The 25,370-nt window shown below is 71.7% G+C and carries 26 protein-coding genes; 13 read left to right on the top strand and 13 right to left on the bottom strand.

Annotated elements, in window-relative coordinates:
- Positions 1-3: 3 nt before the first annotated feature.
- The 4 genes from infB to rimP all read right to left on the bottom strand — a co-directional run bounded on the left by infB (position 4) and on the right by rimP (position 5,404).
- Positions 4-3,159 (bottom strand): translation initiation factor IF-2, encoded by a 3,156-nt coding sequence (gene infB, locus INP57_RS30005; protein WP_200070084.1) that lies wholly within the window; start codon positions 3,157-3,159, stop codon positions 4-6.
- Positions 3,160-3,274: 115 nt separating this feature from the next.
- Entirely contained in the window at positions 3,275-3,781 is a 507-nt protein-coding gene (locus tag INP57_RS11215) for a YlxR family protein (protein WP_307850017.1), read from the bottom strand.
- Positions 3,750-4,826, bottom strand: a complete 1,077-nt coding sequence (gene nusA / locus INP57_RS11220) for a transcription termination factor NusA (RefSeq protein ID WP_295143168.1) — start codon at positions 4,824-4,826, stop codon at positions 3,750-3,752. Before nusA ends, INP57_RS11215 begins: the two co-directional genes overlap by 32 nt.
- Entirely contained in the window at positions 4,823-5,404 is a 582-nt protein-coding gene (gene rimP, locus INP57_RS11225) for a ribosome maturation factor RimP (protein ID WP_200070085.1), read from the bottom strand. Before rimP ends, nusA begins: the two co-directional genes overlap by 4 nt.
- Positions 5,405-5,746: 342 nt before the next feature.
- On the opposite strand from rimP, the gene INP57_RS11230 reads away from it, so the two are divergent.
- The gene (locus tag INP57_RS11230) at positions 5,747-6,259 is read left to right on the top strand and encodes a hypothetical protein (RefSeq protein ID WP_307850018.1); all 513 of its coding nucleotides are present in this window, start codon (positions 5,747-5,749) and stop codon (positions 6,257-6,259) included.
- Positions 6,256-6,717 (top strand): ferritin-like domain-containing protein, encoded by a 462-nt coding sequence (locus INP57_RS11235; protein WP_200070086.1) that lies wholly within the window; start codon positions 6,256-6,258, stop codon positions 6,715-6,717. The genes INP57_RS11230 and INP57_RS11235 overlap by 4 nt, the downstream gene beginning before the upstream one ends.
- Before the next feature lie 31 nt (positions 6,718-6,748).
- Here INP57_RS11235 and INP57_RS11240 read toward each other — a convergent pair whose 3' ends face one another.
- Together INP57_RS11240 and INP57_RS11245 are read right to left on the bottom strand one after the other, a co-directional pair.
- On the bottom strand, positions 6,749-7,999 hold the full coding sequence (locus INP57_RS11240; protein WP_200070087.1) for a hypothetical protein: 1,251 nt from the start codon (positions 7,997-7,999) through the stop codon (positions 6,749-6,751).
- Positions 8,000-8,098: 99 nt separating this feature from the next.
- A complete protein-coding gene (locus INP57_RS11245; RefSeq protein WP_200070088.1) occupies positions 8,099-9,124 on the bottom strand; it encodes an aminotransferase class V-fold PLP-dependent enzyme in 1,026 nt (341 codons plus the stop codon).
- A gap of 98 nt (positions 9,125-9,222) precedes the next feature.
- Here INP57_RS11245 and INP57_RS11250 point away from each other — a divergent pair, with 98 nt between their 5' ends.
- On the top strand, positions 9,223-9,633 hold the full coding sequence (locus tag INP57_RS11250; RefSeq protein WP_200070089.1) for a secondary thiamine-phosphate synthase enzyme YjbQ: 411 nt from the start codon (positions 9,223-9,225) through the stop codon (positions 9,631-9,633).
- Positions 9,634-9,718: 85 nt separating this feature from the next.
- The gene (locus INP57_RS11255; protein WP_200070090.1) at positions 9,719-10,414 is read left to right on the top strand and encodes an HAD family hydrolase; all 696 of its coding nucleotides are present in this window, start codon (positions 9,719-9,721) and stop codon (positions 10,412-10,414) included.
- A gap of 264 nt (positions 10,415-10,678) precedes the next feature.
- On the opposite strand, the gene INP57_RS11260 is transcribed toward INP57_RS11255, so the two are convergent.
- Positions 10,679-12,427 (bottom strand): proline--tRNA ligase, encoded by a 1,749-nt coding sequence (locus INP57_RS11260; protein WP_200070091.1) that lies wholly within the window; start codon positions 12,425-12,427, stop codon positions 10,679-10,681.
- Positions 12,428-12,663: 236 nt separating this feature from the next.
- Here INP57_RS11260 and yaaA point away from each other — a divergent pair, with 236 nt between their 5' ends.
- The 7 genes from yaaA (at position 12,664) to cobM (ending at position 19,317) form a co-directional block, all read left to right on the top strand.
- Positions 12,664-13,407, top strand: coding sequence for a peroxide stress protein YaaA (yaaA, locus tag INP57_RS11265; protein ID WP_200070092.1), 744 nt, complete (start codon positions 12,664-12,666; stop codon positions 13,405-13,407).
- A 209-nt stretch (positions 13,408-13,616) separates the two neighbouring features.
- Positions 13,617-15,182 carry a DEAD/DEAH box helicase gene (locus tag INP57_RS11270; protein ID WP_200070093.1) on the top strand — a complete coding sequence of 522 codons (1,566 nt, stop codon included), beginning with the start codon at positions 13,617-13,619 and terminating at the stop codon, positions 15,180-15,182.
- 3 nt (positions 15,183-15,185) lie between these two features.
- Positions 15,186-15,599 (top strand): pyridoxamine 5'-phosphate oxidase family protein, encoded by a 414-nt coding sequence (locus INP57_RS11275; RefSeq protein ID WP_200070094.1) that lies wholly within the window; start codon positions 15,186-15,188, stop codon positions 15,597-15,599.
- Positions 15,600-15,773: 174 nt separating this feature from the next.
- Positions 15,774-16,520: a methyltransferase domain-containing protein gene (locus tag INP57_RS11280; protein WP_200070095.1), complete on the top strand. Its 747-nt coding sequence runs from the start codon at positions 15,774-15,776 to the stop codon at positions 16,518-16,520.
- 104 nt (positions 16,521-16,624) lie between these two features.
- Positions 16,625-17,323 carry a YqjF family protein gene (locus tag INP57_RS11285; protein WP_200070096.1) on the top strand — a complete coding sequence of 233 codons (699 nt, stop codon included), beginning with the start codon at positions 16,625-16,627 and terminating at the stop codon, positions 17,321-17,323.
- A 36-nt stretch (positions 17,324-17,359) separates the two neighbouring features.
- A complete protein-coding gene (gene cbiE, locus INP57_RS11290; RefSeq protein WP_307850019.1) occupies positions 17,360-18,577 on the top strand; it encodes a precorrin-6y C5,15-methyltransferase (decarboxylating) subunit CbiE in 1,218 nt (405 codons plus the stop codon).
- Positions 18,574-19,317, top strand: a complete 744-nt coding sequence (gene cobM, locus INP57_RS11295) for a precorrin-4 C(11)-methyltransferase (protein ID WP_200070097.1) — start codon at positions 18,574-18,576, stop codon at positions 19,315-19,317. Before cbiE ends, cobM begins: the two co-directional genes overlap by 4 nt.
- Positions 19,318-19,444: 127 nt before the next feature.
- Here the strand turns inward: cobM and INP57_RS11300 are convergent, their stop codons facing one another.
- The 4 genes from INP57_RS11300 to INP57_RS11315 all read right to left on the bottom strand — a co-directional run bounded on the left by INP57_RS11300 (position 19,445) and on the right by INP57_RS11315 (position 21,053).
- Positions 19,445-19,648, bottom strand: coding sequence for a hypothetical protein (locus tag INP57_RS11300; protein WP_200070098.1), 204 nt, complete (start codon positions 19,646-19,648; stop codon positions 19,445-19,447).
- Between the two features lie 87 nt (positions 19,649-19,735).
- Positions 19,736-19,936, bottom strand: coding sequence for a DUF397 domain-containing protein (locus INP57_RS11305; RefSeq protein ID WP_233627344.1), 201 nt, complete (start codon positions 19,934-19,936; stop codon positions 19,736-19,738).
- Between the two features lie 12 nt (positions 19,937-19,948).
- Complete coding sequence (locus INP57_RS11310) at positions 19,949-20,173, bottom strand: DUF397 domain-containing protein (protein WP_233627345.1); 225 nt, start codon at positions 20,171-20,173, stop codon at positions 19,949-19,951.
- Positions 20,174-20,177: 4 nt separating this feature from the next.
- On the bottom strand, positions 20,178-21,053 hold the full coding sequence (locus INP57_RS11315; RefSeq protein WP_200070099.1) for a helix-turn-helix domain-containing protein: 876 nt from the start codon (positions 21,051-21,053) through the stop codon (positions 20,178-20,180).
- Between the two features lie 276 nt (positions 21,054-21,329).
- On the opposite strand from INP57_RS11315, the gene INP57_RS11320 reads away from it, so the two are divergent.
- Entirely contained in the window at positions 21,330-21,626 is a 297-nt protein-coding gene (locus tag INP57_RS11320) for a hypothetical protein (RefSeq protein ID WP_200070100.1), read from the top strand.
- Between the two features lie 337 nt (positions 21,627-21,963).
- Here INP57_RS11320 and INP57_RS11325 read toward each other — a convergent pair whose 3' ends face one another.
- A complete protein-coding gene (locus INP57_RS11325; RefSeq protein WP_200070101.1) occupies positions 21,964-23,055 on the bottom strand; it encodes a cobalt-precorrin-5B (C(1))-methyltransferase in 1,092 nt (363 codons plus the stop codon).
- Between the two features lie 34 nt (positions 23,056-23,089).
- Between INP57_RS11325 and INP57_RS11330 the strand changes: the two genes are divergently transcribed.
- Positions 23,090-23,830 (top strand): cobalt-precorrin-6A reductase, encoded by a 741-nt coding sequence (locus tag INP57_RS11330; protein ID WP_374220938.1) that lies wholly within the window; start codon positions 23,090-23,092, stop codon positions 23,828-23,830.
- On the opposite strand, the gene INP57_RS11335 is transcribed toward INP57_RS11330, so the two are convergent.
- Complete coding sequence (locus INP57_RS11335) at positions 23,818-25,362, bottom strand: precorrin-2 C(20)-methyltransferase (RefSeq protein ID WP_200070384.1); 1,545 nt, start codon at positions 25,360-25,362, stop codon at positions 23,818-23,820. The genes INP57_RS11330 and INP57_RS11335 overlap by 13 nt on opposite strands.
- Positions 25,363-25,370: the final 8 nt, after the last annotated feature.

A 25,370-nucleotide genomic window follows, 5' to 3' on the forward strand; every position in this document is an offset into this window, starting at 1 on the left:
GGATCAGGTGCGCGGCTTCTCCCGCATCTCGTAGGTCTCGATGAAATCGCCGACCTTGATGTCGGAGTACGACCCGAGGGTCAAACCGCACTCGAACCCGTCGCGGACCTCGGTGGCGTCGTCCTTGAACCGCTTGAGCGAGTTCACCGAGAGGTTCTCGGCGACCACCACGCTGTCCCGCAGCAACCGCGCCTTCGCGTTGCGGCGCATGATGCCTTCGGTGACCATGCAGCCCGCGATCGTGCCGACCTTGGACGACTTGAACACGTCGCGGACCTCGGCCCTGCCCAGCTCGACCTCTTCGTAGATCGGCTTGAGCATGCCCTTGAGCGCCTGCTCGATGTCCTCGATCGCCCGGTAGATCACCGAGTAGTACCGGATCTCCACGCCCTCGCGGTTGGCGGCCTCGGCCGCCTTGCCCTCGGCGCGGACGTTGAAGCCCAGCACGATGGTGTCCTCGGCGGTGGCCAGGTTGATGTCGGACTCGTTGATGCCACCGACACCGCGGTGGATCACCCGGAGCTCGACCTCCTCGCCCACGTCGATCTTGCCGAGCGATTCCTCCAGCGCCTCGACGGTGCCGGAGTTGTCGCCCTTGATGATCAGGTTGAGCTGCTTGGTGTCCTTGATGACCTTGTCCAGGTCTTCCAGGCTGACCCGCTTGCGCCGAGCCGCGTTCTGCGCCTCCCGCAACCGGGCACCGCGCCGGTCGGCGATCTGCCTGGCCACCCGGTCCTCGTCGACCACCAAGAACGTGTCCCCGGCGCCCGGCACCGAGGTGAACCCGATGACCTGCACCGGCCGGGACGGCGTCGCCTCGGTGACGTCCTTGTCGTGCTCGTCGATCATCCGGCGGACGCGGCCGTGCGCGTTGCCCGCCACGACCGAGTCACCGACCCGCAGCGTGCCGCGCTGCACCAGCACCGTGGCCACCGGACCGCGGCCGCGGTCCAGGTGCGCCTCGATCGCCACGCCCTGGGCCTCCATGCCGGGGTTCGCCCGCAGGTCCAGCGAGGCGTCCGCGGTGAGCACGATCGCCTCCAGCAGGCCCTCGATGTTGGTGCCCTGCTTGGCGGAGATCTCCACGAACATCGTGTCGCCGCCGTACTCCTCGGCGACCAGGCTGTACTCGGTCAGCTGCTGGCGGATCTTGTCCGGGTTGGCGCCCTCGACGTCGATCTTGTTGACCGCGACCACGATCGGCACGCCCGCCGCCTGCGCGTGGTTGATCGCTTCCACGGTCTGCGGCATCACGCCGTCGTCCGCGGCGATCACCAGCACGGCGATGTCGGTGGACTTCGCACCGCGGGCACGCATGGCGGTGAACGCCTCGTGACCGGGGGTGTCGATGAAGGTGATCGGCCGCTCCTGGCCCTCCAGCTCGGTTTCGACCTGGTAGGCGCCGATGTGCTGGGTGATGCCACCGGCCTCGCCCGCCTGCACGTTCGCCTTCCGGACGGTGTCCAGCAGGCGCGTCTTGCCGTGGTCGACGTGGCCCATCACGGTCACGACCGGCGGGCGGGACGCGAGCTGCTCGTCGGAGCTGTCCGGGTCGCCGAAGCTGAGGTCGAACGACTCCAGCAGTTCCCGGTCCTCGTCCTCCGGGCTGACCATCTCGACCTGGTAGTTCATCTCCTGGCCGAGCAGTTCCAGCACCTCGTCGGAGACCGACTGGGTGGCGGTGACCATCTCACCGAGGTGGAACATCGCCTGCACCAGCGAGGCCGGATTGGCGTTGATCTTCTCGGCGAAGTCGGTCAGCGAAGCACCGCGGCGCAGGCGCAGGATCTCGCCGCCACCGCGCGGGAGCCGGACACCGCCCACCGACGGCGCCTGCATGTTGTCCATGTACTCCTGGCGCTTCTGCCGCTTCGACTTGCGGCCGCGACGCGCCGGACCACCGGGACGACCGAAAGCACCCGCGGTGCTGCCGCGGCCGCCGCCGGGACGGCCGCCACCACCGGGACGACCGCGGAAGCCGCCACCGGGCGGGCCACCGGCCGGGGCACCGCCCCCGCCGCCGCCACCGCCACCGGGGCGGAAGCCACCGCCGCCACCGGGACGACCACCGCCGCCGGCACCGGCGCCACCGCCGCGGCCACCGCCCGGGCCGCCGCGGCCACCGCCGCGACCGCCGCCGGGGCCGCCGGAACCGCTGCCGGAGCGGGCCGGGCGGGACGGCATCATGCCGGGGTTCGGCCGAGGCGGCATCATGCCCGGGTTCGGGCGCGAGCCGCCGCCGCTCTCACCGCCGCCGCCACCGCGCGGGGCCTGCTGGCCGCCCGCGGGAGCGGTGCCTGCGCCGCCCTGACCACCGCGGTCCGGGCGCTGCCCCTGGCCGCCGCGGCCGGGACCGCCCTGGCCGCCGCCTTGGCGCTGGCCGCCACCGCCCTGCTTGGGCGGGCGCTGCGCGGGCGCACCGCTGCCGACGCCGAACGGGTTGTTGCCGACGCGCGGCGAGCGCGGGCCGGGCTTGGGCTTGCCGCCCTGCGGCTTCGGCGGCACGGTGCCCTCGCCGTCGCCGCCCTGCGGCTTGGATTCCGGACGCGGGCCGGGCTTCGGACCGGGCTTCGGACCGGGCTTCGGCGCCGCCGGGCGCTGCGCGGTGTCCGCGGAGCCGCCCTGCGGACCGCTGGACTGGGAGTCCGCCTTCGCCGCGGGCGCCTGCTCGGCCGGTGCCTGCTGTTCCGCAGGTCCCTGCGCGGCAGGTGCCTGCGCGGCGGGTTCCTGCTCGGCGGGCTTCGGCGCCGGCGCCTTCGGACCCGGGCGCGGACCGGGCCGCGGGCCGGGCTTGGGCGCGCTGGAACGCTCTTCGCCGCCTGCCGGAGCCGCCTGCTCGCCGCCCTGGCCGCCGTCGGACGGGGCCTGCTGCGGGCGGGGGCCGGGCTTCGGACCGGGTTTGGGCGCGGCCTGCCCAGCCGACCCTGCGGACGCGGCCGCATCGTCGGACTTGGGCGGCGATGCGGGCTTGCCGCCACCGCGACCGTTGGATTTGCCTGCCTTCGGGTAAGCATCGCGAAGCCGACGCGCCACCGGGGCTTCCACGGTGGAGGACGCGGACTTCACGTACTCGCCCTGTTCGGCGAGCTTGTTGAGAACGTCTTTGCTCGTCACACCGAGCTCTTTAGCGAGCTCGTGCACGCGGGCCTTGCCTGCCACTGCTCTCCTCATCTGGTGAGGCCGGGCGGCAGTCCCGCACGACCTCGTCCTATCGCCGATGCGCGTTCATGGCTTCAGCTTCACGGCTGATTCATGACGGGTCGACCTGCTTCCTTCAACTGCGTCCGCGCGGGAGGGTCCCGCGTCGGTCTGGGGATGAACTGCCGTCCGGTGGTGTCCCGGAATCCGCGGAATCCAGGTGCGCCCGCACGGCCGAGAGGTCCAGCGGCCCCGGCACGCGCAGTGCCCGGGGGAACGCTCGACGGCGCTCGGCGAGCCGAAGGCAACGGGGATCGGAGTGCAGCCATGCGCCCCGGCCCGGTTTCCGCTTTCGCGGATCGGGCTCGGCGGCGAACTCTGCCGCACCACTCCCGGCCACCACTCGCAGCAGCTCGGCGGCCGACGTCCGGGTACGACACCCCACACAGGTGCGAACCGGTCCTTGCGCACGGCCACAGCCGTGATCACCGGGCGAACGTGTGCGGATTCTCGCTCCCTCGCGTCGAGCCACCAATGATTCTAACCCGTGCCCGCCAGTGGTTGTTCCTCGCCCGGCGCGACCGGCCGGCTTCCCGGTCGCGCCGCCGCACTCACTCCGCGGAACCGACCGCGGGCAGGTCACCGACCCCTTGCTGGACGTGCTCGCTCGGTGCCGTTGCGTGCGGATGCCCCGCCGTGGTCGTCGGCGAGGACGGGTCGGCGTCGCTGCGGATGTCGATGCGCCAGCCGGTGAGCCGGGCCGCGAGCCGCGCGTTCTGGCCTTCCTTGCCGATCGCCAGGGACAGCTGGAAGTCCGGCACGACCACCCGCGCGGTCTTCGCCCGCTCGTCGACGACCTCGACCGAGACCACTTTCGCCGGGGACAGCGCGTTGCCCACGAACGTCGCCGGGTCCTCGGAGAAGTCGATGATGTCGATCTTCTCGCCGCCGAGCTCGCTCATCACGTTGCGCACCCGCGCGCCCATCGGCCCGATGCAGGCGCCCTTGCCGTTGACGCCGCTCACCGCGGAGCGCACCGCGATCTTCGAGCGGTGCCCGGCCTCGCGGGCCACCGCGGGGATCTCCACGGTGCCGTCGGCGATCTCGGGGACCTCCAGCGCGAACAGCCGCCGCACCAGGTTCGGGTGGGTGCGCGAGAGCGTGATCTGCGGTCCGCGGGCGCTGCGCGAGACGCCGACGACGTAGCACTTGACCCGCATCCCGTGCTCGTAGCGCTCACCGGGCACCTGCTCGGCGGCCGGGATGACGCCTTCGCTGTCGCCGACCTGCACCACCACCATGCCGCGCGAGTTGGCCTTGGCGTCGCGCTGCACGACACCGCCGAGGATCTCGCCCTCCTTGGTGGAGAACTCGCCGAAGGTGCGCTCGTGCTCGGCGTCGCGCAGCCGCTGCAGGATGACCTGCCGCGCGGTGGTCGCCGCGATCCGCCCGAAGCCCTCCGGCGTGTCGTCCCACTCCTCGGCGACGCCGCCCTCGTCGTCCAGGCTGTGCGCGATGACGCGCACGATGCCGGTCTTGCGGTCCACTTCCACCCGGGCGTGCTGCTGGTGCCCCTCGGTGTGGCGGTATGCCGTCAGCAGCGCTGATTCGATCGCTTCCAGGACGGTCTCGAACGGAATGTCCTTGTCGCGTTCGATCGCCCGCAGCGCGGCGATGTCGACGTTCACCTCGACTCCTCTGCATTCGTCCGGTCGCCGTCGGCCTGCTCGGCGTTGTCCTCGTCGGCATCTTCCCGGCCGCCCGCCGCCCGCTTGAGCTGGACCAGTTCCTGCGCCGGCGGCTGCTGGAACTCCACCTCGACCACCGCCCGCGCGACGTCCCGGTAGGCGAGCGTGCGCACCTGCTTGCGCTCGAGGACCTGCACGTCCTGCTCGCCCGCCGCGCCGACGCGGGCGGTGAGCTCGGTGCCGTCGGTCAGCCGGATCTTGGCCAGCCGGTGCCGGGCGCGGCGCCAGTGCCGCGGCCGGGTCAGCGGGCGGTCGGTGCCGGGTGAGGTCACCTCCAGCGTGTAAGCACCTGCCAGCACGTGCTCGTGCGCGTCCAGCGCGGTCGACACGGCATGGCTGAGCTGGGATATCTCGTCGAGACCGACCCCTTCGTCGGAGTCCACGACGACTTTCACCAGGCGGCGTCTGCCCGCCTGCTGCACGTCGAGCTCCTCCAGGTCGTAGCCGGCGGCGGAGACGGCGTCGGCGACGACGGGCTCCAGCAGCGCGACGAGTTCATCGCGCGGCGGGCTGGACACGTTGGCACTCCTAGGTTCGGGGGGTTCGGCGGGTCGTGGTCGGTGGGCTGGGCGGTCGGGGGCTGGGTGGTCGGCGGCCGGATCTCCGCGGCCGGACTCCGTGCCGGAGCTTCCCGGCGGGGCGGCTCCGTTCGGGGCGGATCCGCCGCGCGGCTCCGGCCGATTCCGTCGTGGCACCCGGTGGGCCGATACGGGCCCGCGCTCGGCCGGGCTCGCGGCACTCGAGCTCGGCGCACGGGCCGCGGTCGTCCAGCTTATCTCGTCGGTCCGCCGCTCAGCGCGGCATGGGCGGGCGCCGGGCGAACGCGGCCGCCGCAGGGCTGCCTGGCAGGATGGATCAGCGTGCGAGCCCCCTTCAGCAACCACCGCCCCACCGGGGCCGCGTGCACCGGTCGCCGCGATGTGCTGCGCCTGCTCGCCGCGCTGCCCGCCGCGGCCGCGGTGAGCGCGCTGACCACCGCCTGCGGGAGCGGGCAGGACGCGCCGGATCCGCTGGAGCCGCTGGCCGCCTCGGCCCGTTCGGACGCCGCGCTCGCGCAGGGCATCGCGCGGGCGCACGCGGAACTGGCCGGGCAGGCGGGTGCGGTCGCCGCCATGCGCGGTGAGCACGCGCGAGCCCTGGAGAAAGAGATCGACCGGCTGGACCCGCCGGACCCGGACCGCCCGAAACGGCGGGGCGCTTCCGCACCGCAGGTACCCGGTTCGTCCGCTGCGGCCAAGGAGGCGTTGCGGCGATCGCTGGCCGTCGGGCAGCAGGAGGCCGCGAAGGCTTGCCCGCGGTTGCCCGGCTACCGCGCCGGGCTGACCGGCTCGGTCTCGGCAGGCTGCGCGGGCCTGACGGAGGTGCTGGCATGAGCAGCGAGCTGCCCGAACAAGCGGCCCAGGCGCTGCGCACCGCCTTGCAGGCGGAGCACGCCGCGGTGTGGACCTACGGGCTGGCGACGGCGTTCGCCGAGCAGTCCGCGGTCAGCTCGGCGGTGCAGCAGGCCACCGAGCTGCACGAGCGGCACCGGGACGACGCGGAGCGGCTGATCCGGGCCGCGGGCTCGGCACCGGCGGTGGCCGCGCCCGCCTACGAGCTGCCGCAGCAGGTCACCGACGAGAACTCGGCGATCCGGGTGCTGGCCCTGGCGGAGCAGGAATGCGCGGTCGGCTGGCGGGCGGTGCTGGAACGCACCGAACCGGACAGCGGCGACCCCGCGGTGCGGCAGCTGGCGCTGGACGCGCTTACCACCGCGGCGAGCCGGGCGACCCGCTGGCGGATCACCATCGGCGAGGAACCGGCGGCGAAGGCGTTCCCCGGGCAGCCTTGATCCCCGAGCGAGCTCCCGTTGCCCCGCGGGGTCAGCTCCCGGTGCTGTCCTGCGGCCAGCCGAGCCGCAGCGCGTCCCGGGTGACCTCGGAGAGCCGGGCGTCCTCGAAAGTGGCCGGTTTGCCGAAGTAGCCGGACTCACCGACCACGACGAGGCGGTCCTGCTGCTCGGAGTAGTAGCCGACGTCCTGGCTGAGCTTCGGGAAGTCGTCGGGCAGGTCCCGCCCGGCGGAGACGAGGTCCATCACGTTGCCGGTGCTGTCGGTCGACACCAGCGAATTCAGCTGCGCGGCGGAAGCGGCGTCGGGCATCCGGACGGTCACCACGGACGTCAGTGCCCGCTGCCCGCCGGGCAGCGTGGTGGAGTACAGCGCCCTGGTGAGGTGCTCGCACTGGTGCTGCTGGAAATATGCCTTGATCTGCTCGGTGGAGACGTTCGCGCAGCCGCGGAAGCCCTCTTCCCGCAGTTCGGGGTGGAACTGGAACTTCCCCTGCGGCGGCTGCGGTCCCTGGGCCTGGTCATCGGCCGGGTCGGAGGGTTTGACCAACAGCCACACCAGTCCGGACAGCAGCGAGACGCCGAACAGCACGAGCCCGCGCAGCAACCAGCCGGACGGGGTGATCTTGGTGCCGCCGTTCCCGCTCGCCGGGTTCGGCTCGGCCGGGGCCTGCCTGCTGGTGGAGGGGTGGGCGCGCTGAACAGGGGCGGCCTGCTGGGCCGGAGCGGCTTGCTGGGCCGTTCCCGGGTACTGCGGCCCCGGCTGCTGGGCCATTCCCGGGTGCTGAGCGGTTCCGGGATGCTGAGCGGTTCCGGGATGCTGGGCGGTTCCGGGGTGCTGAGCGGTTCCGGGCTGCTGGGCCGCTCCGGGGTGCTGGGCGGGGTACTGGTTCGCCCCGGCGTAGGCACCACCGGGATTCGACTGCGGCCAATAACCCTGCGCCGCATAGGGCTGCTGGTACGGATGCGCCGAGTACGCCTGGGTCGGCTGCTGCTGCGGCTGGTGCGCGGTCCCGTTCCACTGCTGGTTCCCGCCGCCCCAGCCGCTGTGCTGGTTGTCCGGGCCGTTGCCGTGCTGCCCGTGCTGCGACTGCCCGTGCTGCGACTGTTCGTCGCGGGCGGACGGCTGCTGGAACGCGGGCCGGGTCGCGTCCCCGGGCGCACCGGAGGTGTTTTCGGGGGCGAAGTCGGCGGCTGTCGCCGCGCGCTGCTCGTGGTTCACCCGGGAGTTGTCGCGCTGCAGTGGCGCTGTGTCGCCGCGCGGAGTCTGCTGCGAGTCATTCATCTCTTCGGGCGCACCTTGGGGATCCGGCACGAGCACCTACGGTAGCGGTTGCCGATCGATCGCAGAACAGCACGTGTGCAGCGATGACGTTCGGGCAGCTCAGGCACGCAGCGCGAAGATCACTCGATCGAGATCGTCGGCGGTGTTGTAGAGGTGGAACCCGACCCGCGCCTTGCCCGCGCGCGGCGAGCTCACCACTCCCGCGGCGGTGAGCCGGTCCCCGGCTTCGGCACCGGGCACGCCGACGATCGCGGACCCGCCGGGCGGCATCCCGAGCTGCGCTCGCAGCTCGTCGGCGAGACCCACGCAGTGCCGCCGCACCTGCTCCAGATCGGCCTTCGCGAGTTCGCGCATCGCCGCTTCCGCGCCGACCTGCTGCAACCAGACCGGTGATTGGTCCAGCCCGCGAGCCCCGTCGGCCAGCCGCAGCGGCAGCCCGTAGTTGGTGTCCTCGTCGGGCGTGCCCGAGAACCAGTTGGCGTAGATCGGCCGCAGCCGGATGTCCGGCCGCACCGCCATCCAGGCCGCTCCGCGCGGGGACAGCAGCCACTTGTAGCAGGCACCCGCCACGTAGTCGGCCCACTCCAGCTGCAGCGGCAGCCATCCGGCGGCCTGCGTGGTGTCCAGCAGCACCCGGGTCGGGATGCCGGCGGTGGCTTCGCGCAGCGCGTCGAGGTCGACGATCCGGCCATCGGCGGACTGCACGACGCTGACCGCGACGAGGTCGTATCCGGCGGCGAGTTCGGGCAGCGCGCTCAGCTCCGCTTCGGTGACGGTGACCCCGCGGTCGGCGTGCGCGGCGAACGGGAAGACGACGCTGGTGAAGTCGCCATCGGCGACCAGCACCCGAGCGTCGTCGGGCAGGCTCGCGGCGACCAGCGCGACGAGCCCGGACAGCGAGTTGCCTGCCGTTACCCGCTCCGCAGGAACTCCGGCGAAGTGCGCGTACAGCTCGCGCGTCCGCTCGATGTACCCGTCGAAGTCGCCGGGTGCGTCACCGCCCCGGCCCCACTTGGCCACCGCTTCGTTCATGGCGGTGACGGCCTCGGTCGGCGGGACGCCGATGGACGGGGTGTTGAGGTAGCCGCCGGGAACCTCGAAGGTCATGCCGAACGCGGAACGCATACCCGCATCGTCGTCGATCGACAGCCGCGAGCGCCAGGTGGTTTTCCGGAACCCGCTACCGGAGCACTGGCGAGTTCCTCCGGTCCTACCGTGGGGGTATGGAGAGCACGGAAGTCGAAATCCGGACCGGTTCCACCGAGGTCGTGCAGGATCTCAGCGGCGAGGTCGAGCGCTTCCTGCGTTCCGCGGGCGCCGGCGACGGGCTGCTCAACGTTTGGGTACCGCACGCCACCGCGGGGCTGGCGGTGCTGGAGACCGGCGCGGGCAGCGACGAAGATCTGCTCGCGCAGCTGCGCGAGCTGCTGCCCGCCGACGACCGGTGGCGGCACCGGCACGGTTCCCCGGGCCACGGGCGCGATCACGTGCTGCCCGCGCTGGTGCCGCCGTACGCGACGATCCCGGTGCTGGGCGGGCGGCTCGCGCTGGGCACGTGGCAGTCGGTGTGCCTGGTGGACACGAACGCGGACAACCCGGTGCGCCGCGTGCGGTTCAGCTTCCTGGCCGGTTGAGCCGATGCCGCGGCGCGGCCGGGACGGTCCCGGAGATCGATCACATCTTGATCATCCGGACGGCGCCGGCTGCCAGGATGTGCGCATGACCGGCCGGCTGGTGCTCTGGGACGTGGACCTGACGCTGATCGACGCGCGCGGCATCGGCACCGACTGGTACCGCCGGGCGCTGGCCGAGGTCACCGGGCTCGGTCTGCGGCACGTGCCGGACATGGCCGGCAAGACCGAGCTGGCGATCACCGGCGAAGTGCTGGCCGCGCACGACGTCGAGGCGGCCGCGGACACCGTCGATGCGATGTTCACCGCGTTGAACACCGCCGTGGCGGCCGACCGGGACGGGTTGTCGCTGCGCGGCAACGCGATGCCCGGCGCGGCGCGGGCGCTGGCCGCGCTGGACGAGACTCCGGGCGTGCTGCAGGGCCTGGTCACCGGCAACCTGCCGGAAGTGGCGTTCCACAAGCTCGACGCCTTCGGCCTGCACCGGCACGTGGACTTCGACATCGGCGGATTCGGCAGCGACTCGGTGCACCGGCACGACCTGATCGCCGCGGCGGTGCGCAAGGCCGGCACCAAGCACGGTCGCGAATTCGCTCCGGAGGCCGTCGTCGTGGTCGGTGACACGCCGCGCGATGTGGCCGGGGCGCTTCGGCACGGCGCGGTCGCCGTCGGCGTCGCCTCCGGGCGCAACGGCGAGGACGAACTGCGGGAGGCGGGCGCGCACGTGGTGCTGCCGGACCTCACCGACACCGGAGCCGTCCTCGCCGCCGTCCGGAGTGGATAGTCCGACGACGCGCTTCGCCCGCTGCCCCGGAGACCCGCGCGGGCCGACCCGAGTGAACGGCCTGTTCGCCCCACTAGATTGGTCGAACGGTCCGTTCACTCCTGGAGAAACCGCACCTGTGCACCAGTTCGGGCGCCCTGCTGACACACCGGCCGACACACCCGCGCACCGCCCGGCCCCGGGCGAGTGGACCGAGTGAACGGACCGTTGGTCCGAATAGATTGGGCGAACAGGCCGTTCACTCGATGCCCCGCGTCCGCTGCGTCAGCGTCGGACCAGCTCGGTGAGGTGCCCGACCGCCTTGTCCACGCCGATCTCCTCGCGCTCGCCGGTGCGGCGGTCCTTGATCTCCACCACGCCGTTCGCGAGGCCCTTGCCGACGACCAGGATCGTGGGCACCCCGACGAGTTCCGCGTCGGCGAACTTCACCCCTGGCGAGGCCGTGCGGTCGTCCAGCAGCACCCGGACCCCTGCGCGGTCCAGCTCGGCGGCCAGCCGCTCGCCGCCTTCGCGGACGGCGTCGTCCTTGCCCGCGGTGACCACGTGCACGTCGGCGGGGGCGACTTCGCGGGGCCACACCAGGCCGAGTTCGTCGTGGCTCTGCTCGGCGATCGCGGCGACCATCCGGGACACCCCGACGCCGTAGGAGCCCATGGTGATCCGCTTCGGTTTGCCGTCCTGGCCGAGCGCGTCCAGCCCGATCGCGTCGGAGTACTTGCGGCCGAGCTGGAAGATGTGCCCGATCTCGATGCCGCGGGCGGCGACCAGGGTGCCGTTGCCGTCGGGCGCGGTGTCGCCTTCGCGGACCTCGGCGGCCTCGATGGTGCCGTCCGGGGTGAAGTCGCGGCCGCACACCAGGTCCACCACGTGGTGCTCGTCCCGGTCCGCGCCGGTGACCCACGCCGTCCCGGCCACGATGCGCGGGTCGGCGAGGTAGCGGATTCCGTTGTCCTGCAACGCCTTCGGCCCGATGTAGCCCTTCACCAGGAACGGGTTCGCGGTGAAGTCGGCCTCCTCCAGCAGCGCCACCTCGGCGGGTTCGACGGCGGCCTCCAGCCGCTTCATGTCGACCTCGCGGTCGCCGGGCACCGCCACGGCCAGCAGTTCCCACTCGTCCGCACCGGGCTTGCGGATCTTGACCAGCACGTTCTTCAGCGTGTCCGCGGCGGTGAAGGTGCGGCCCAGCTCCGCGGCGTTGAGGAACGCCACCAGGGTCTCGATCGTCGGCGTGCCCGGCGTGTGGTGCACCTGCGCGGCCGGTTTGTCCGCAATGGACAGCGGCGCGGGCACCGGCGTGGCCACCGCCTCCACGTTGGCCGCGTAGTCGCCGCTGGTGCTGCGCACGAAGGTGTCCTCACCGGTCTCGCTCTCGGCGAGGAACTCCTCCGACGCCGAACCGCCCATCGCCCCGGAAGTGGCCTGCACGATCACGTACCGCAGGTTCACCCGGTCGAAGATCCGCACGTAGGCGTCCCGGTGCAGCCGGTAGGACGCGGCCAGGCCCTCGTCGTCGAGGTCGAACGAGTAGGAGTCCTTCATCACGAACTCGCGCCCGCGCAGGATGCCCGCGCGGGGCCGCTCCTCGTCCCGGTACTTCGTCTGGATCTGGTACAGCATCACCGGGTAGTCCTTGTAGGAGCTGTACTCGCCCTTGACGGTGAGCGCGAACAGCTCCTCGTGCGTCGGCCCCAGCGCGTATTCGGCGCCCTTGCGGTCGTTGAGCCGGAACATGGTCGGGCCGTACTCGGTCCAGCGGCCGGTGGCCTCGTAGGGCTCCTTCGGCAGCAGCGCGGGCAGGTGGATCTCCTGCGCGCCGATCGCGGCCATCTCCTGGCGCACGACCTCTTCGACGTTGCGCAGCACTCGCAGGCCCAGCGGCAGCCACGAGTAGATGCCGGGCGCGACGCGGCGCACGTAGCCGGCGCGCACCAGCAGCTTGTGGCTCGGCACCTCGGCGTCGGCCGGATCCTCGCGCAGCGTACGCAAGAACAACGTCGACATCCTCGTGATCACGGCGGGCGCTCCTCGGTGCGGGTCGGGCAAGCTCGGGGCGGACGGATTCTTCGTGAAACGCCGGTTTCACCAACTTCCGATCCTCGCAGGGTAGCGGCCGGGGGCGGGGCCGGTGCCAGCGGATTCCCCGGCCGCGCGGATCAGCGAGCCGCGCGGCGCCGGTGCAGCGGGCCACCGGAATCGGTGCCCGTGGCGGGGCGCCGACTACGCAACCGCGTTGTCTACGCTGGCGTGCCGTGCTGGTGCTGCTGCCTCCCTCCGAGACCAAGGCCGCCGGCGGCGACGGGCCGCCGCTGGACCTGGACGCGCTGTCGTGCCCGGAACTGACGCCCACCCGGCGCAAGCTGGTCGACGCGGTGCGCTCGCTGGCCGCCGACCTGCCCGCGAGCCTGGCCGCGCTCGGGCTCTCCGAACGCCAGGCAGGCGAGGTCGAGCGCAACGCCGAACTGCTCGACTCCCCCACCGCGCCCGCGCTGGAGCGCTACACCGGCGTGCTGTTCGACGCGCTGGACATCGGTTCGCTCGGCGCCGATCAGCGGGCGCGGGCGGACTCCCGGCTCGCGGTGGCTTCCGCGCTGTTCGGGCTGGTCCGGGGCACCGACCGGATCCCGGCGTATCGGCTGTCGGCGGGTAGTTCGCTGCCCGGATTCGGGCCGTTGCGGGGGATGTGGCGGCCGGTGCTGGCGCCGGTGCTGCAAGGCTCGGACGAGCTGGTGGTGGATCTGCGTTCCGGTGCTTACGCCGCGCTCGCGCGGGTTCCGGAGGCCGTGAGCGTGCGCGTGCTGTCCGAGGACGCGAGCGGCAAGCGCAAGGTGGTCAGCCACCACAACAAGTCGCACAAGGGACGGCTGGCCCGCGCGCTGGCGACCGCGGACGACGAACCCGCGACGATCGAGGACGTGCGCACCATCGCCTGCGATGCGGGGATGCGCGTGGAGCAGGAAGGCGACAGCGCGCTCTGCGTGGTCGTAACGAGTTGATCTTGACTTTGGGGGCGCGCGACGGCCGCACCGCACCCGTCGGCTAGACTGCGCCCCGACATCGAGCCGGTCCAGACAGCCCGCCGCACCGCGGCCGGAGCCCCGATCGGTCCCGAAACCCACCAGCGGCGCCCGCAGGCGCCGGGCTCGTCCTTGTGATCCGCCACTGCGCGACCTCCCCGAGACGTGCCAGTTTCCGGAGGTTCACAGTGCCCGACTCCGCGCCCGCACGTTCCCGGCGCCCGCGTCGCCGCAACGGCGGCAAGCCCGCCGCCGCGCCCGCGCCGAGCCTGTTCGACCAGGCCGGGGTGACCGCGGTCGACCCGGCGCCGTTCGACTCGCTCGGCCTGCCGCAGCGGCTGGTCCGCGAGCTGGCGGACGCGGGCATGACCGAGGCGTTCCCCATCCAGGCCGCGACCATCCCGGACGCGCTCAGCGGGCGGGACGTGCTCGGGCGCGGGCAGACCGGCTCCGGCAAGACGCTGGCGTTCGGCCTGCCGCTGCTGGCGATGCAGCAGGAGTCGGCGCGTCCGCTGCACCCGCGCGGCCTGGTGCTGGTGCCGACCCGCGAACTGGCCACGCAGGTCACGACCGCGCTCAAACCGCTGGCCAAGGCGCAGGGCAGGTACGTGCGCGAGGTCGTCGGCGGGATGCCGTTCAACCGGCAGGCCGAGACGTTGCGGCGCGGGGTGGACCTGCTCGTGGCCACGCCCGGCCGGTTGTCCGACCACGTGCGGCAGGGCACCTGCGTGCTGTCCGATGTGGAACGAACCGCGCTGGACGAGGCCGACCAGATGGCCGACATGGGTTTTCTCCCGCAGGTTCGGCAGATCCTGGACCTGATCCCGCCGGGTGGCCAGCGGCTGCTGTTCTCCGCGACGCTGGACGGCGACGTGGACCGGCTGGTGCGCGAGTACATGTCGGAGCCGGTGGTGCATTCGCTGGCACCGCCGGCGGCCAGCGTGGACCGCATGGATCACCACCAGTTCCTCGTTGCCGCGCAGGAAAAGCAGCAGGTGCTCGCGCGCATCGCCGCCCGCGACGGGCGCACGATCATGTTCGTGCGCACCAAGCACCACGCGGACCGGCTGACGAAGAAGCTGCGCGCGGCGGGAGTCCCCGCTGGCGCGCTGCACGGCGGCAAGGCGCAGAACGCGCGCACCCGAATCCTCGACGAATTCCGTTCTGGCGCAACGGAAACGCTGGTCGCCACGAACGTCGCCGCCCGCGGCATCCACGTGGACGACGTGAGCCTGGTGGTCCACGTCGAGCCACCCGCTGACCCGAAGGACTACCTGCACCGCGCCGGGCGGACCGCGCGCGCCGGGGCGACCGGCACGGTCGTGACGATCGTGACCGAGGACCAGCGGCAGGCGTTCCGGCAGATGGCCTCGAAGGCCGGAGTGACGGCGGAAACCACCGATATCTCCCCGGAATCGGCCGAACTGGCGGAACTCACCGGTGCGCGCGAGCCGAGCGGGGAACCGATTCAGTCCCAAAAGGACACCGGCGGCAAGCGGCGGGATTCCGCGCGCGGGCACGAGCGCGCGGCCAAGCCCCGGGACGACCACGGCGGCCGCGGCACGCGGAACAACCGGCGCGGGCAGGGTCGCGACGAGCACCGCCCACCGCGCGACGAGCAGCGCGGCCACGGGTCGGGCGAACGCGGCCGTCCGCGGGACGACCAGCGGGGACGCCCGGCAGGCGGTGGGCGCGGCAGGCGAGGCGGCTCCGGACGCGGCCCGCGCCGCCCCCGGCAGTCCTCGGCGGGCTGAGCCGTGCCGTCCCGCAAGGTCGCGCTTTCCGCTCCGAGCCCGGAATTCCTGGAGTTCTGGGCCGAGCCGCACCGCTGCACGCTCACGACCGTGCGGCCGGACGGTACTCCGCACGTGGTGCCGGTGAACTCGACGCTGGACGCCGCAACGGGAATCGCCCGGGTGCTGTCTTCGTCCACTTCGCACAAAGTGCGGCAGGTCCGCGCGGCCGGGGAATCCGGTGCGCGGGTCGCGCTGTGCCAAGCGGACGGACGACGTTGGTCCACTGTGGAGGGTGTTGCGGTGGTCCGGGACGATCCGGGTGCGGTAGCCGACGCGGAATCCCGCGCCACGCACCGCTACGGCCGCCCGCCCCGGCCGAACCCGCGGCGAGTGGTCCTCGAGATCACCGCCACCCGGGTGCTCAGCAACCTCTGACGCGTCGCGCGCCCGATCCGTTGCGGCAACGGATGGCCGCGCGGCCGTCTTTCCTGCTTGCCGCCCCGACAGCGCCACCCGTAGTGTCTCTAATGTTGAGCACTCTGTTTCAGATTTTGAGACAGCGTCGGCCTTGGGGGCCGGGGGTGCACATCGGGAAGGAGCCAGCCGACCGTGACCGAATCCGACGAGGTCTACAGCCAGGGCCACGCGCAAAGCGTGGTGCGCTCGCAGCACTGGCGGACTGTGGACAATTCCGCGCCGCACCTGGCCGCCGAGCTCCGCCCCGGGCAATCCGTGCTCGACGTGGGCTGCGGCCCGGGAACGATCACGGTCGACCTCGCCCGGCGGGTGGCGCCGGGCGGCGTGATCGGCTTGGACGCGGTCGAATCGGTGCTGGCCCAGGGCCGGGACAACGCCGCTGACCTGGACAACGTCGAATTCCGGTGCGGCGACGCCTACACGCTGGACTTCCCCGACGACTCGTTCGACGTGGTGCACGCCCACCAGGTGCTGCTGCACCTGACCGACCCGGTGGCCGCGCTGCGCGAGATGCTGCGGGTCACCCGCCCCGGCGGCGTTGTCGCGGTGCGCGACTGCGACTACTCCGGAGCGATCTGGTGGCCCGCGGACGATCGGCTGGAGCGCTGGCGCGAGGTGTACCAGGCGGTCGCGCGGGCCGGGGGCACCGAGCCGGACGCCGGCCGCCGGATCATCAGTTGGGCGCACGCCGCCGGAGCCGTCGACGTGACGCCGAGCGCGTCGATCTGGTGCCACTCCAGCCCGAACGAACGGGCCTGGTGGGGCGGCATGTGGGCGGAGCGCATCCTCGATTCCCGCATCGCCGGAAGAGCCCTCGAAGGCGGCCACGCGACCCGCGAGGACCTGACGGCGATCTCGCTCTGCCGCGTCACGGAGTGAGGACTCCGCCGACCTCGGCCCGCTCAGCAGCGCGACACCGCGCGTGCACTGAACGCGCCGGAACGCCCGCGCACCAACGGCGAACCCGCCGGTACGTTGCGCGCATGGACGAGATCACTGAGCTCGCGCCGCGCCCGATCCGGCGGATGCTGCTGGGCCAGTCTTGGCTGGATCTGACGTTCCTGCACTGGGAGGCCGATCCGGAACGGGTCGCGCGGTTCCTGCCCGCGGGCACCCGGCCGGACCTGTTCGACGGGCGGTCCTACGTCGGGCTGGTGCCGTTCCGGATGCACCGGGTGGGGCCTGGTTTCGGAGTCCCGTACTTCGGCGATTTCGCGGAAACCAACGTCCGTCTGTACACAGTGGACGATCAGGGGCGGCGAGGTGTGGTGTTCCGTTCGCTGGAGGCCGCGCCGCTGCTACCCGTGCTGATCGCGAGAGCCTCGCTGCGGCTGCCGTACAGGTGGGCATCGATGCGCCTGCACCGCGACGGCGACGCGGTCCGCTACACCGCCCGGCGTCGGATCCGCGGGCTGCGCAGCGACATCACCGTCCGGGTCGGCGAGCGGATCGCGCATCCGAGCAAGCTGGAGCACTTCCTCACCGCCCGATGGGGGATGCACGTGCCCTGGTACGGCCGCACGATCTACGTCCCCAACGAACATCCGACCTGGCCGCTGCACCGCGCTGAACTGCTGGAATGCGAGGACGAGCTGCTGGCGGGAGCTGGTTTCCCGGTTTCCGGCCCGCCGTGCAGCGTGCTGTGGTCGCCGGGCGTGGCCGTGCGCTTCGGCACCACCTAGCGCGCCGGACCGCGCTGCCGTGATGAGGTTGCGGGCGTGAGTGCGCAGCGGAAACCGGTGGACGTGGTGGGCATCGGCGCGGACGGCTGGGACGGCCTGTCCGCGGCGGCCCAGCGGCGTGTCCGGGACGCGGAGGTGCTGTTCGGCAGCCGCCGCCAGCTCGACCTGGTTCCCGAGCCCGCGCAGGAACTCGTCGAGTGGCCATCGCCGATGCTGCCCGCACTGCCCGGCCTGTTCGAGCAGTACGAAGGCCGCGCGATCTGCGTGCTGGCCAGCGGCGATCCGATGTTCCACGGCATCGGCTCCACGCTGGCCCGGGTGCTCGGCGCGGAGCGGCTGCGGGTGCTGCCGCACGTGTCGTCGGTGTCGCTGGCCTGCGCGCGGATGGGCTGGCCCGCGCACGACACGCAGGTGGTGAGTCTGGTCGGCAAGCACACCGAGCTGCTGCACCCGCAGGTCCAGCCGGGCAGCCGGCTGCTGGTGCTCAGCTCGGACGAGCACACTCCCGCGCAGGTGGCGGCGCTGCTGGTCGCACGGGATTTCGGCAGCAGCGAGATCACCGTGCTCGGCGACCTCGGCGCGCCGGAGGAGTCCCGCCTGGACTGCACCGCCGCGCAATGGCCGAGCCCGCAGGTCTCCGCGCTGAACGTGGTCGCCGTGCATTGCCGCGCCGATCCGGACGCGCAGCGCCTCCCCCGCACGCCGGGCTTGCCGGACGAGGCGTTCCTGCACGACGGCCAGCTCACCAAGCGGGACGTGCGCGCGCTGACCCTCGCCCGGCTCGGCCCGATGCCCGGTGAGCTGTTGTGGGACGTGGGTGCGGGCGCCGGTAGCATCGCGATCGAATGGATGCGCGCCGACGAGTCCTGCCGGGCGGTGGCGATCGAGCACCGCGAGGACCGCGCGGCCCGCGTGACGACGAACGCGTTGAGCCTCGGCGTCCCCGGCCTGCGACTGGTCGTCGGTGCCGCGCCGGAGGCGCTGGACGGGCTGGACCCTCCGGACGCGATCTTCGTAGGTGGCGGCTCGACCGCGCCCGGTGTGCTCGATGCGTGCTGGAACGCGCTGCGCCCGGGCGGCCGCCTGGTGGTGAACGCGGTGACGATCGAATCGGAGGTGCTGGTGGCGGACTGGTACGGCCGCTGCGGCGGTGAGCTGGTGCGGATTTCCTCGGAGCACGCCTCGCCGGTCGGTGGTTTCACCGGCTGGCGGCCCGCGATGCGGATCACCCAGTGGGCGGTGACCAAGCGATGACCGTGCACTTCATCGGCGCCGGGCCGGGCGCGGCGGACCTGATCACGGTGCGCGGACGGGATGTCTTGGCGGCTTCGCCGGTGTGCCTGTACGCGGGCAGCCTGGTGCCGGTCGAGCTGCTGGCGCACTGCCCCGCGGATGCTCGGCTGGTCGACACCGCGCAGTTGAACCTGGACCAGATCCTCGACGAGCTGATCGCCGCGCACGAGTCCGGGCTGGACGTGGCGCGGCTGCACTCCGGCGATCCTTCGGTGTTCAGCGCCGTGGCCGAGCAGATGCGCCGCCTCGACGCGGCCGGGGTGCCCTACGACGTGGTCCCCGGCGTGCCCGCGTTCGCCGCTGCTGCCGCGACGCTCAACCGCGAGCTGACCGTGCCCGGCGTCGGCCAGACCGTGGTGCTCACCCGCACGTCCGCGCAGGCCACGCCGATGCCGGAGGGCGAAGACCTCGCCACGCTCGGGCAGAGCGGTTCGACGCTGGTGCTGCACCTGGCGGTCAACCGGATCGAGTCGATGGTCGAGCAACTGCTGCCGAACTACGGCGCGGACTGCCCCGTCGCGGTCGTCGCGGGCGCCAGCCGCGAGGACGAGATCGTGCTGCGCGGCACGCTCGCCGACATCGCTCCCGCCGTGCGCGAGGCGGGCATCAAGCGCACCGCGGTGATCGTGGTCGGTTCGGTGCTGACCGCTTCGACTTTCCCGGACAGCCACCTGTATTCGACCGCGCGCTGCCGCGACTGACTCGGCCATTTCGGAGTGAAGGGGTCGTTCGCCCCGACAAATTGGGCGAAGGGGCCCATTACTCCGGTGATCGTGCCCGGTGGCGACGGTCCGCGAGCAGCGGTGAGCGCTCGGCCGGCCCCCGGTTTCAGCCACGCTCCGGACCGCGTGCTCGGCGCCGAGCGAGTTCGAACACGCTCGCCGACAGCACAATCGCGTCGAGCACTACCAGCGCCCACAACACCGGCCTGGGCAGCAACGAGGACGAAGCGCTCGCCGAGACCAACACGACCAGCACCAGCCCCAGCACAACTGCCGCGGCCATCAGGAACCGCGACGGAATCCCTCTCATCGGCTCACCTCAGCATGATCTTCCGAGTGAACGGACCGTTCGTCCCACCAGATTGGTCAAACGGTCCGTTCACTCATGAGCGAGGGGTTACGACTCGCGGAGGGAGGCGGTGAACGCCGTCCACTCGGCGCGGGTGAACGTCAGGATCGGGCTGGTTGAGCCGAGTTTGGAGTCGCGGACACCGACCACGCCCGGTGCGGAGCCGACCTCGACGCAACCGTTCGCCGCGTGGCTGTAGGTGGCCTTGTGCCAGACCTCGGGAGAGATGTGGGAAGAGGGTTCGATCAAGATCGTGTCCTCTCAAGATCGGCCGCTGAAGCGACCGTCGCGAATACCGCCGATGAAAGTACCCCAGTCACTCGACGCGAACACCAGGATCGGGCTCGTCGAGCCGAGCTTCGAGTCGCGGACGCCGACGACACCCGGTGCGGAACCGACCTCGACGCAGCCGTTCGCCTGGCTGCGGGAGGACTTGCGCCAGTTCATCGACCGGTCGGTCAGCGACCCGGCAGGATCGGTGGTCATGCGATCACGATTCCTTCAACAGTTCGCGGAGCAACGCTTCGGTCTCCTCCGGTTTGCACGCCTGCACCTGCAACCGTCGTAGCGCCGCGCGGTAGTCCGCGATCTCGGCGGGTTGCTCGTAGTAGTAGCTCTTCACTCGAGTCTCGACGTACACGGTTCCCGGATCGTTCTCCAGCTCAGGCGGGAACTGTAGGTAGACGAACGTCCCATCAGCGCCAGTGTGCACGCCCGCGGCCATCGGAAGAACCTGCACGGTGACGTTTGGTTCCTTCATCACATCGATCAGATACTCCAACTGTTCGCGCATCACGTCCGAACCGCCGACTTGCAGGCGCAGCACCGATTCGTGGATCACTGACCACACGACGGGTGCGCCGCCGTCGCGGTTGAGCACCTGCCGCTGGCGGGCCATGCGGAGTTCGACGCGCCGGGAGACGTCGTCGTCCGGCAGCTCCGGATTGATGCCGCGCACCACCGCTTCCGCGTAGGCGTCGGTTTGCAGCAGACCGGGGACGAGCTGCGCGTCGAAGCTCTCGATCGAGGCGGCGCAGGATTCGAGACCGAGGAACAGCTTGAAGTACTCGGGCAGAACTTCACCGGTGAAGTCGAACTTGATCCACCAGTCCTTGCCCTTCTTCGCTTGGTTGCGGATGCGCTGGAAGAACTCGGCGCGCTCCGGAACACCGTAGGTCTCCAGGAGCTTGTCCAACTGCAACGCCGAAGGCAACGAGCGGCCGGTCTCGAAGTGGCCGACGCCGGGTTCGCTACCGCGCACCGCCTTCGCAGCTTGATCGCGCGTCACTCCGGCGTTCTCCCGGAGCTTGCGCAGCTCGAAGGCGATCCACCGCTTGAGCACGGTCGGACTGGGCGAATTCGGCACGGGCCTCCTCCTCTGCGGCGTCGCCTGACGATAGTGCACTGATCGTTGATCACCCGATCGAGGAATAGATGACTGATCTACATCAACTGTAGTGTGCTCAATCAGACGGAGATCACAGAGTCGCCGGTATCGAAGATCACCGTTCAGCCGGACGTCAGCGGCTCCCTCCCTCCGCGGCGACCGGCGCCCCTGGCGGGGCCGGACCGGATTCCCCCGACACGGCCCGGCCCCGCCTACCTCCGCTGAATCTCCCCGTGTGGAACGGAGTTCGTGCGCATGGACGCGATTGAGAACCTGCGTTCGCTGGTCTCGCAAGGATTCCGCTGCGTCCCGGTGCACAACGACGCGGGTGAGCTCGACGCGCTGCTGTACGCGCGGTACTGGCCTTCCGGGGTGGTCGACGTCGTGATCGTCTACTCGCACGAAGAGGCTTTCGCTTACCGCGCAAGCGGAATCGACCCGCGCACTCCCCTGCTTTCCGGCCCCGCGCACCTGCACTGGCGGCAAGCGGGCCACCCGGCCCCGGTGACCGCCGCCGTCCTCGGACTCGACGGCCGGAGAGCCGGTGCCTGACGAACGGAACCGACAGGCTCAAGCCCACCGCTGCAGCAAAACCACAGCCTGGTTCGACACTGCCACCTTGTAGCGGCAAGGAGCGTTGCGAATAGAGAGAACCCGTGGCCGCGGTGTGCGGGTAGCGTCGGCGACCTACTCGAAGTCCGCCCAGCTAGATCGCCGCCCCGGTTGATCATCAAGATCTCCACCTCGAACGGTGCGCCTTGAGCGTCGTCAGTGCGACATCGCGGGCGCGGGTGACGACGAGGCCGCCGAGGACGATGCGCACTGATCACCAGCAGGACGCCTGCCCTGCTGAACAGCGGGTTGCTTCCTTGTTAGCCGTAGCACCAGCTCAGGCGAAAGCCGCCCGGCCCACCAAGTCCCCGCCCCGGTTGATCACCAAGATCTCAACCTCGACCGGTGCACCTTGCAGCGTCGTCAGTGCGACCTCGCGGGCGCGGGTGGCGACGAGGTCGCCGAGTGCGATGCCGGACTCCTGGCACAGCGTCAGCGCTTCCAGGGCCGTGTTCGCGTTGCGGACCCGGTGGGCGAGTGCGTCGGAGCCGCCGGAATCGCGCACGAATCCGGCCAGCAGCCCGAAGTTCACCTGGGAGCGCTTGGAGTGCAGATCCATGTGGCCGTCGGCGAGTTTGGCGAGCTTGCCGATGCCGCCCGCGATGGTCAGCCGCTCGACCGGATGCCGCCGGAGGTACTTCAGCACCGCACCGGCGAAGTCGCCCATGTCCAGCAAGGCCTCCGGCGCGAGGCCGTAGCGGTCGGTGACCAGCTTTTCCGAGGTGCTGCCGGTGCATCCGGCCACGTGCGGGAGCCCTTCGGCGCGGGCCACGTCCACACCGCGGCGGATGCTGTCGATCCACGCCGAGCACGAGTACGGCACCACCACTCCGGTCGTTCCCAAGATGGACAGTCCGCCGAGGATGCCGATGCGGGGATTCCAGGTGTGGCGGGCAAGTTCTTCACCGTCCACAACGGACACTTCAACGATCACATCGCCCGAGCCCCCGTGTTCGGCGGCGGTCCGCTCGACGACCTCGCGGATGAGCCTGCGCGGCACCGGGTTGATCGCGGGCTCGCCCACATCCAGCGGCAGACCGGGCTTGGTGACGGTGCCGACCCCGGGACCGGCGCGGAAAACCACTCCCGAGCCGGGTTCGCCGTGGCGCACCGTCGCCGACACCAGCGCGCCGTGCGTCACGTCCGGATCGTCGCCTGCGTCCTTGACGATGCCCGCCGTCGCGTAGTCGTCGCCGAGGGCTTCGCGGGCCAGGGCGAACGCGGGCCGATGCCCCTTCGGCAGCACGATCTCGACCGGGTCCGGGAACTCGCCGGTCAGCAGCGCGGTGTGCGCGGCGGCGGTGGCCGCGGTCGCGCACGCGCCGGTGGTCCACCCGTAGCGCAGCGGGGCGCCTTCCTGACCGGTCATGATGCCGCCTCCTTCACTGTGGAAGGGTGCACGTGTGCAGGACGGCGGCGCGACCCGGGTGCTGGTGCTGGGCGGCACCGGCGAAGCCCGCGCGCTCGCGGCGCGGCTCGAAGCCGAACCCGGTGTGCGGGTGACGTCCTCGCTGGCCGGACGGGTGCGGCAGCCGAACCTGCCGGAAGGCGAGGTGCGCGTGGGCGGCTTCGGCGGCGCGGACGGGCTGGCGGGCTGGCTGCGCGCCGAGCAGGTCGACGCCGTGATCGACGCGACGCATCCGTTCGCTCACGTCATGACCGGCAACGCCGCGCGCGCCTGTGCAGCGGCGGGCGTGCCGCTGCTGGTGCTGCGCCGACCGGCTTGGGAACCGCGTCCGGGCTGGCACCTGGTGACCTCTTTGGACGAAGCCGCCGCTGCGCTGCCTGCGCTCGGCGAACGCATCTTCCTCACCACCGGGCGCCAGGGGCTGAGCCGCTTCGCACACCTGGACCTGAACTTCTTGGTGCGCGCCGTGGATCCGCCGGACCCGCCGCTGCCGCCGAACACCACGACGCTGCTCGCACGCGGCCCGTTCAGCTTCGACGACGAGGTGGCGCTGCTGCGCGAGCAGCGCATCGACGTGCTGGTCACCAAGAACAGCGGCGGGCAGCTGACCAGCGCGAAGCTGGACGCCGCCGACGAGCTCGGCATCCCGGTCGTGCTGGTGCAACGCCCACCGGAACCGCCGGTACCGGCTGTGTCCACAGTGGATGAAGCGGTGCGCTGGATTCACGACGGGTAGCGGCGCGGCGTGAACACCCTGCCGCTCGCCTCGCGAGTCATCGAAGAACCGACCACCAGCAGGCAACGCATGTCCACATCGGACTGATCAAGCTCGCCGAGCGGCACCGTGCGCACGGACTCCTCCGGCCCGCCCACGTCCCGGCCGACGATCACCGGCGTCTCCGGCGAACGGTGTTTGAGCAGCGCATCGCGGGCCGCGGCGACCTGCCAGGTGCGGCTGCGCGAAGCCGGGTTGTAGATCGCCAGCGCCAGATCCGCCTTCGCCGCGGCCTCCAAGCGCTCGAGGATGACCTCCCACGGCTTCAACCGGTCCGAGAGCGACAGCACGCAGTAGTCGTGCCCGAGGGGCGCACCGGCCCGGCTCGCCACCGCTTGCGCAGCGGTCAGTCCGGGCAGGACCCGCACCGGCACGTCGGCGAACCGCTCCTCGGCGGCGACCTCCAGCACTGCCGTGGCCATCGCGAAAACCCCCGGATCACCGGAAGAAACCACGGCGACCCGCGATCCGGCCCGCGCCAGGTCGAGGGCGAACTCCGCGCGTTCGGACTCGACGCGGTTGTCCGAGGAATGCTTGCGCTGCCGCGGATTCGACGGCAGCCGGTCCAGGTAAGGGCCGTAGCCGACGAGGTCGTCGGCGGCGGCGACGGCGGTGGCCGCCTCCGGAGTCGTCCACTGCGGACCAGCGGGACCGAGGCCGACGACCACCAGCTCACCGGGCCCGCTCGGCGCGGGAAGTTCTTCAGCCGCAACGGTTTCCCGCACGTGGGGGGTGCCATCGGCCGCGGTGAGGTTGATCGGGCTGTCCGCGTTCACCGGGCTCGGCAGCAGCGCCAGCGAGAAGTACGGCACCGATTCCGGATCCACATCGCGCAACGGCAGCAAGCGCTGCCGGTCAGTGGTGGCGCGCTCCGCGTAGTACGCCTCGTCCAACCGTCCGGCCTGCTCGAACGCCTGCTGCACGCCCTCGAACGTGCGGCCCAGCTTCATCACCGCGGCCGCGTCGGTCGCGGCCAGTTGCTCGGCGAGCTTCTCCGGCTCCAGCGTGCCGGGCAGCACGGTCAGCACCTCGTCCCGCTCGGCGAGCGGGCGCCCGAGCGACGCGGCGGCTCCGCTGACCGAAGTCACCCCCGGCACCGCGGCGACCTCGAACCGGTCCACCAGCCGCTTGTGCATGTGCATGTAGGAGCCGTAGAAGAACGGGTCGCCCTCGCACAGCAGCGCCACGTCGCGGCCCGCGGCCAGGTGCGCGGCGAGCCGCTCGGCGGCGTCGGCGTAGAACTCGTCGATCGCGCCCTGGTAGCCGCCCGGGTGGTTCGTGGTCTCCGTGGTCACCGGGTAGACCAGCGGCTCTTCGACCTGGTCGGACCGCAGGTACGGTTCGGCGACCCCGCGCGCGATGCTGCGGCCGTGCCGCGCGCTGTGGTAAGCGATCACGTCCGCTTCGCGGATGCGCCGCGCGGCCTTCACGGTCACCAGCTCCGGATCACCGGGTCCGAGTCCGACGCCGAACAACCTGCCTGCCTGCTCCACGGTGCTGC

Source organism: Saccharopolyspora galaxeae (assembly GCF_016526145.1).
Taxonomy (GTDB): Bacteria; Actinomycetota; Actinomycetes; order Mycobacteriales; family Pseudonocardiaceae; genus Saccharopolyspora_C; species Saccharopolyspora_C galaxeae.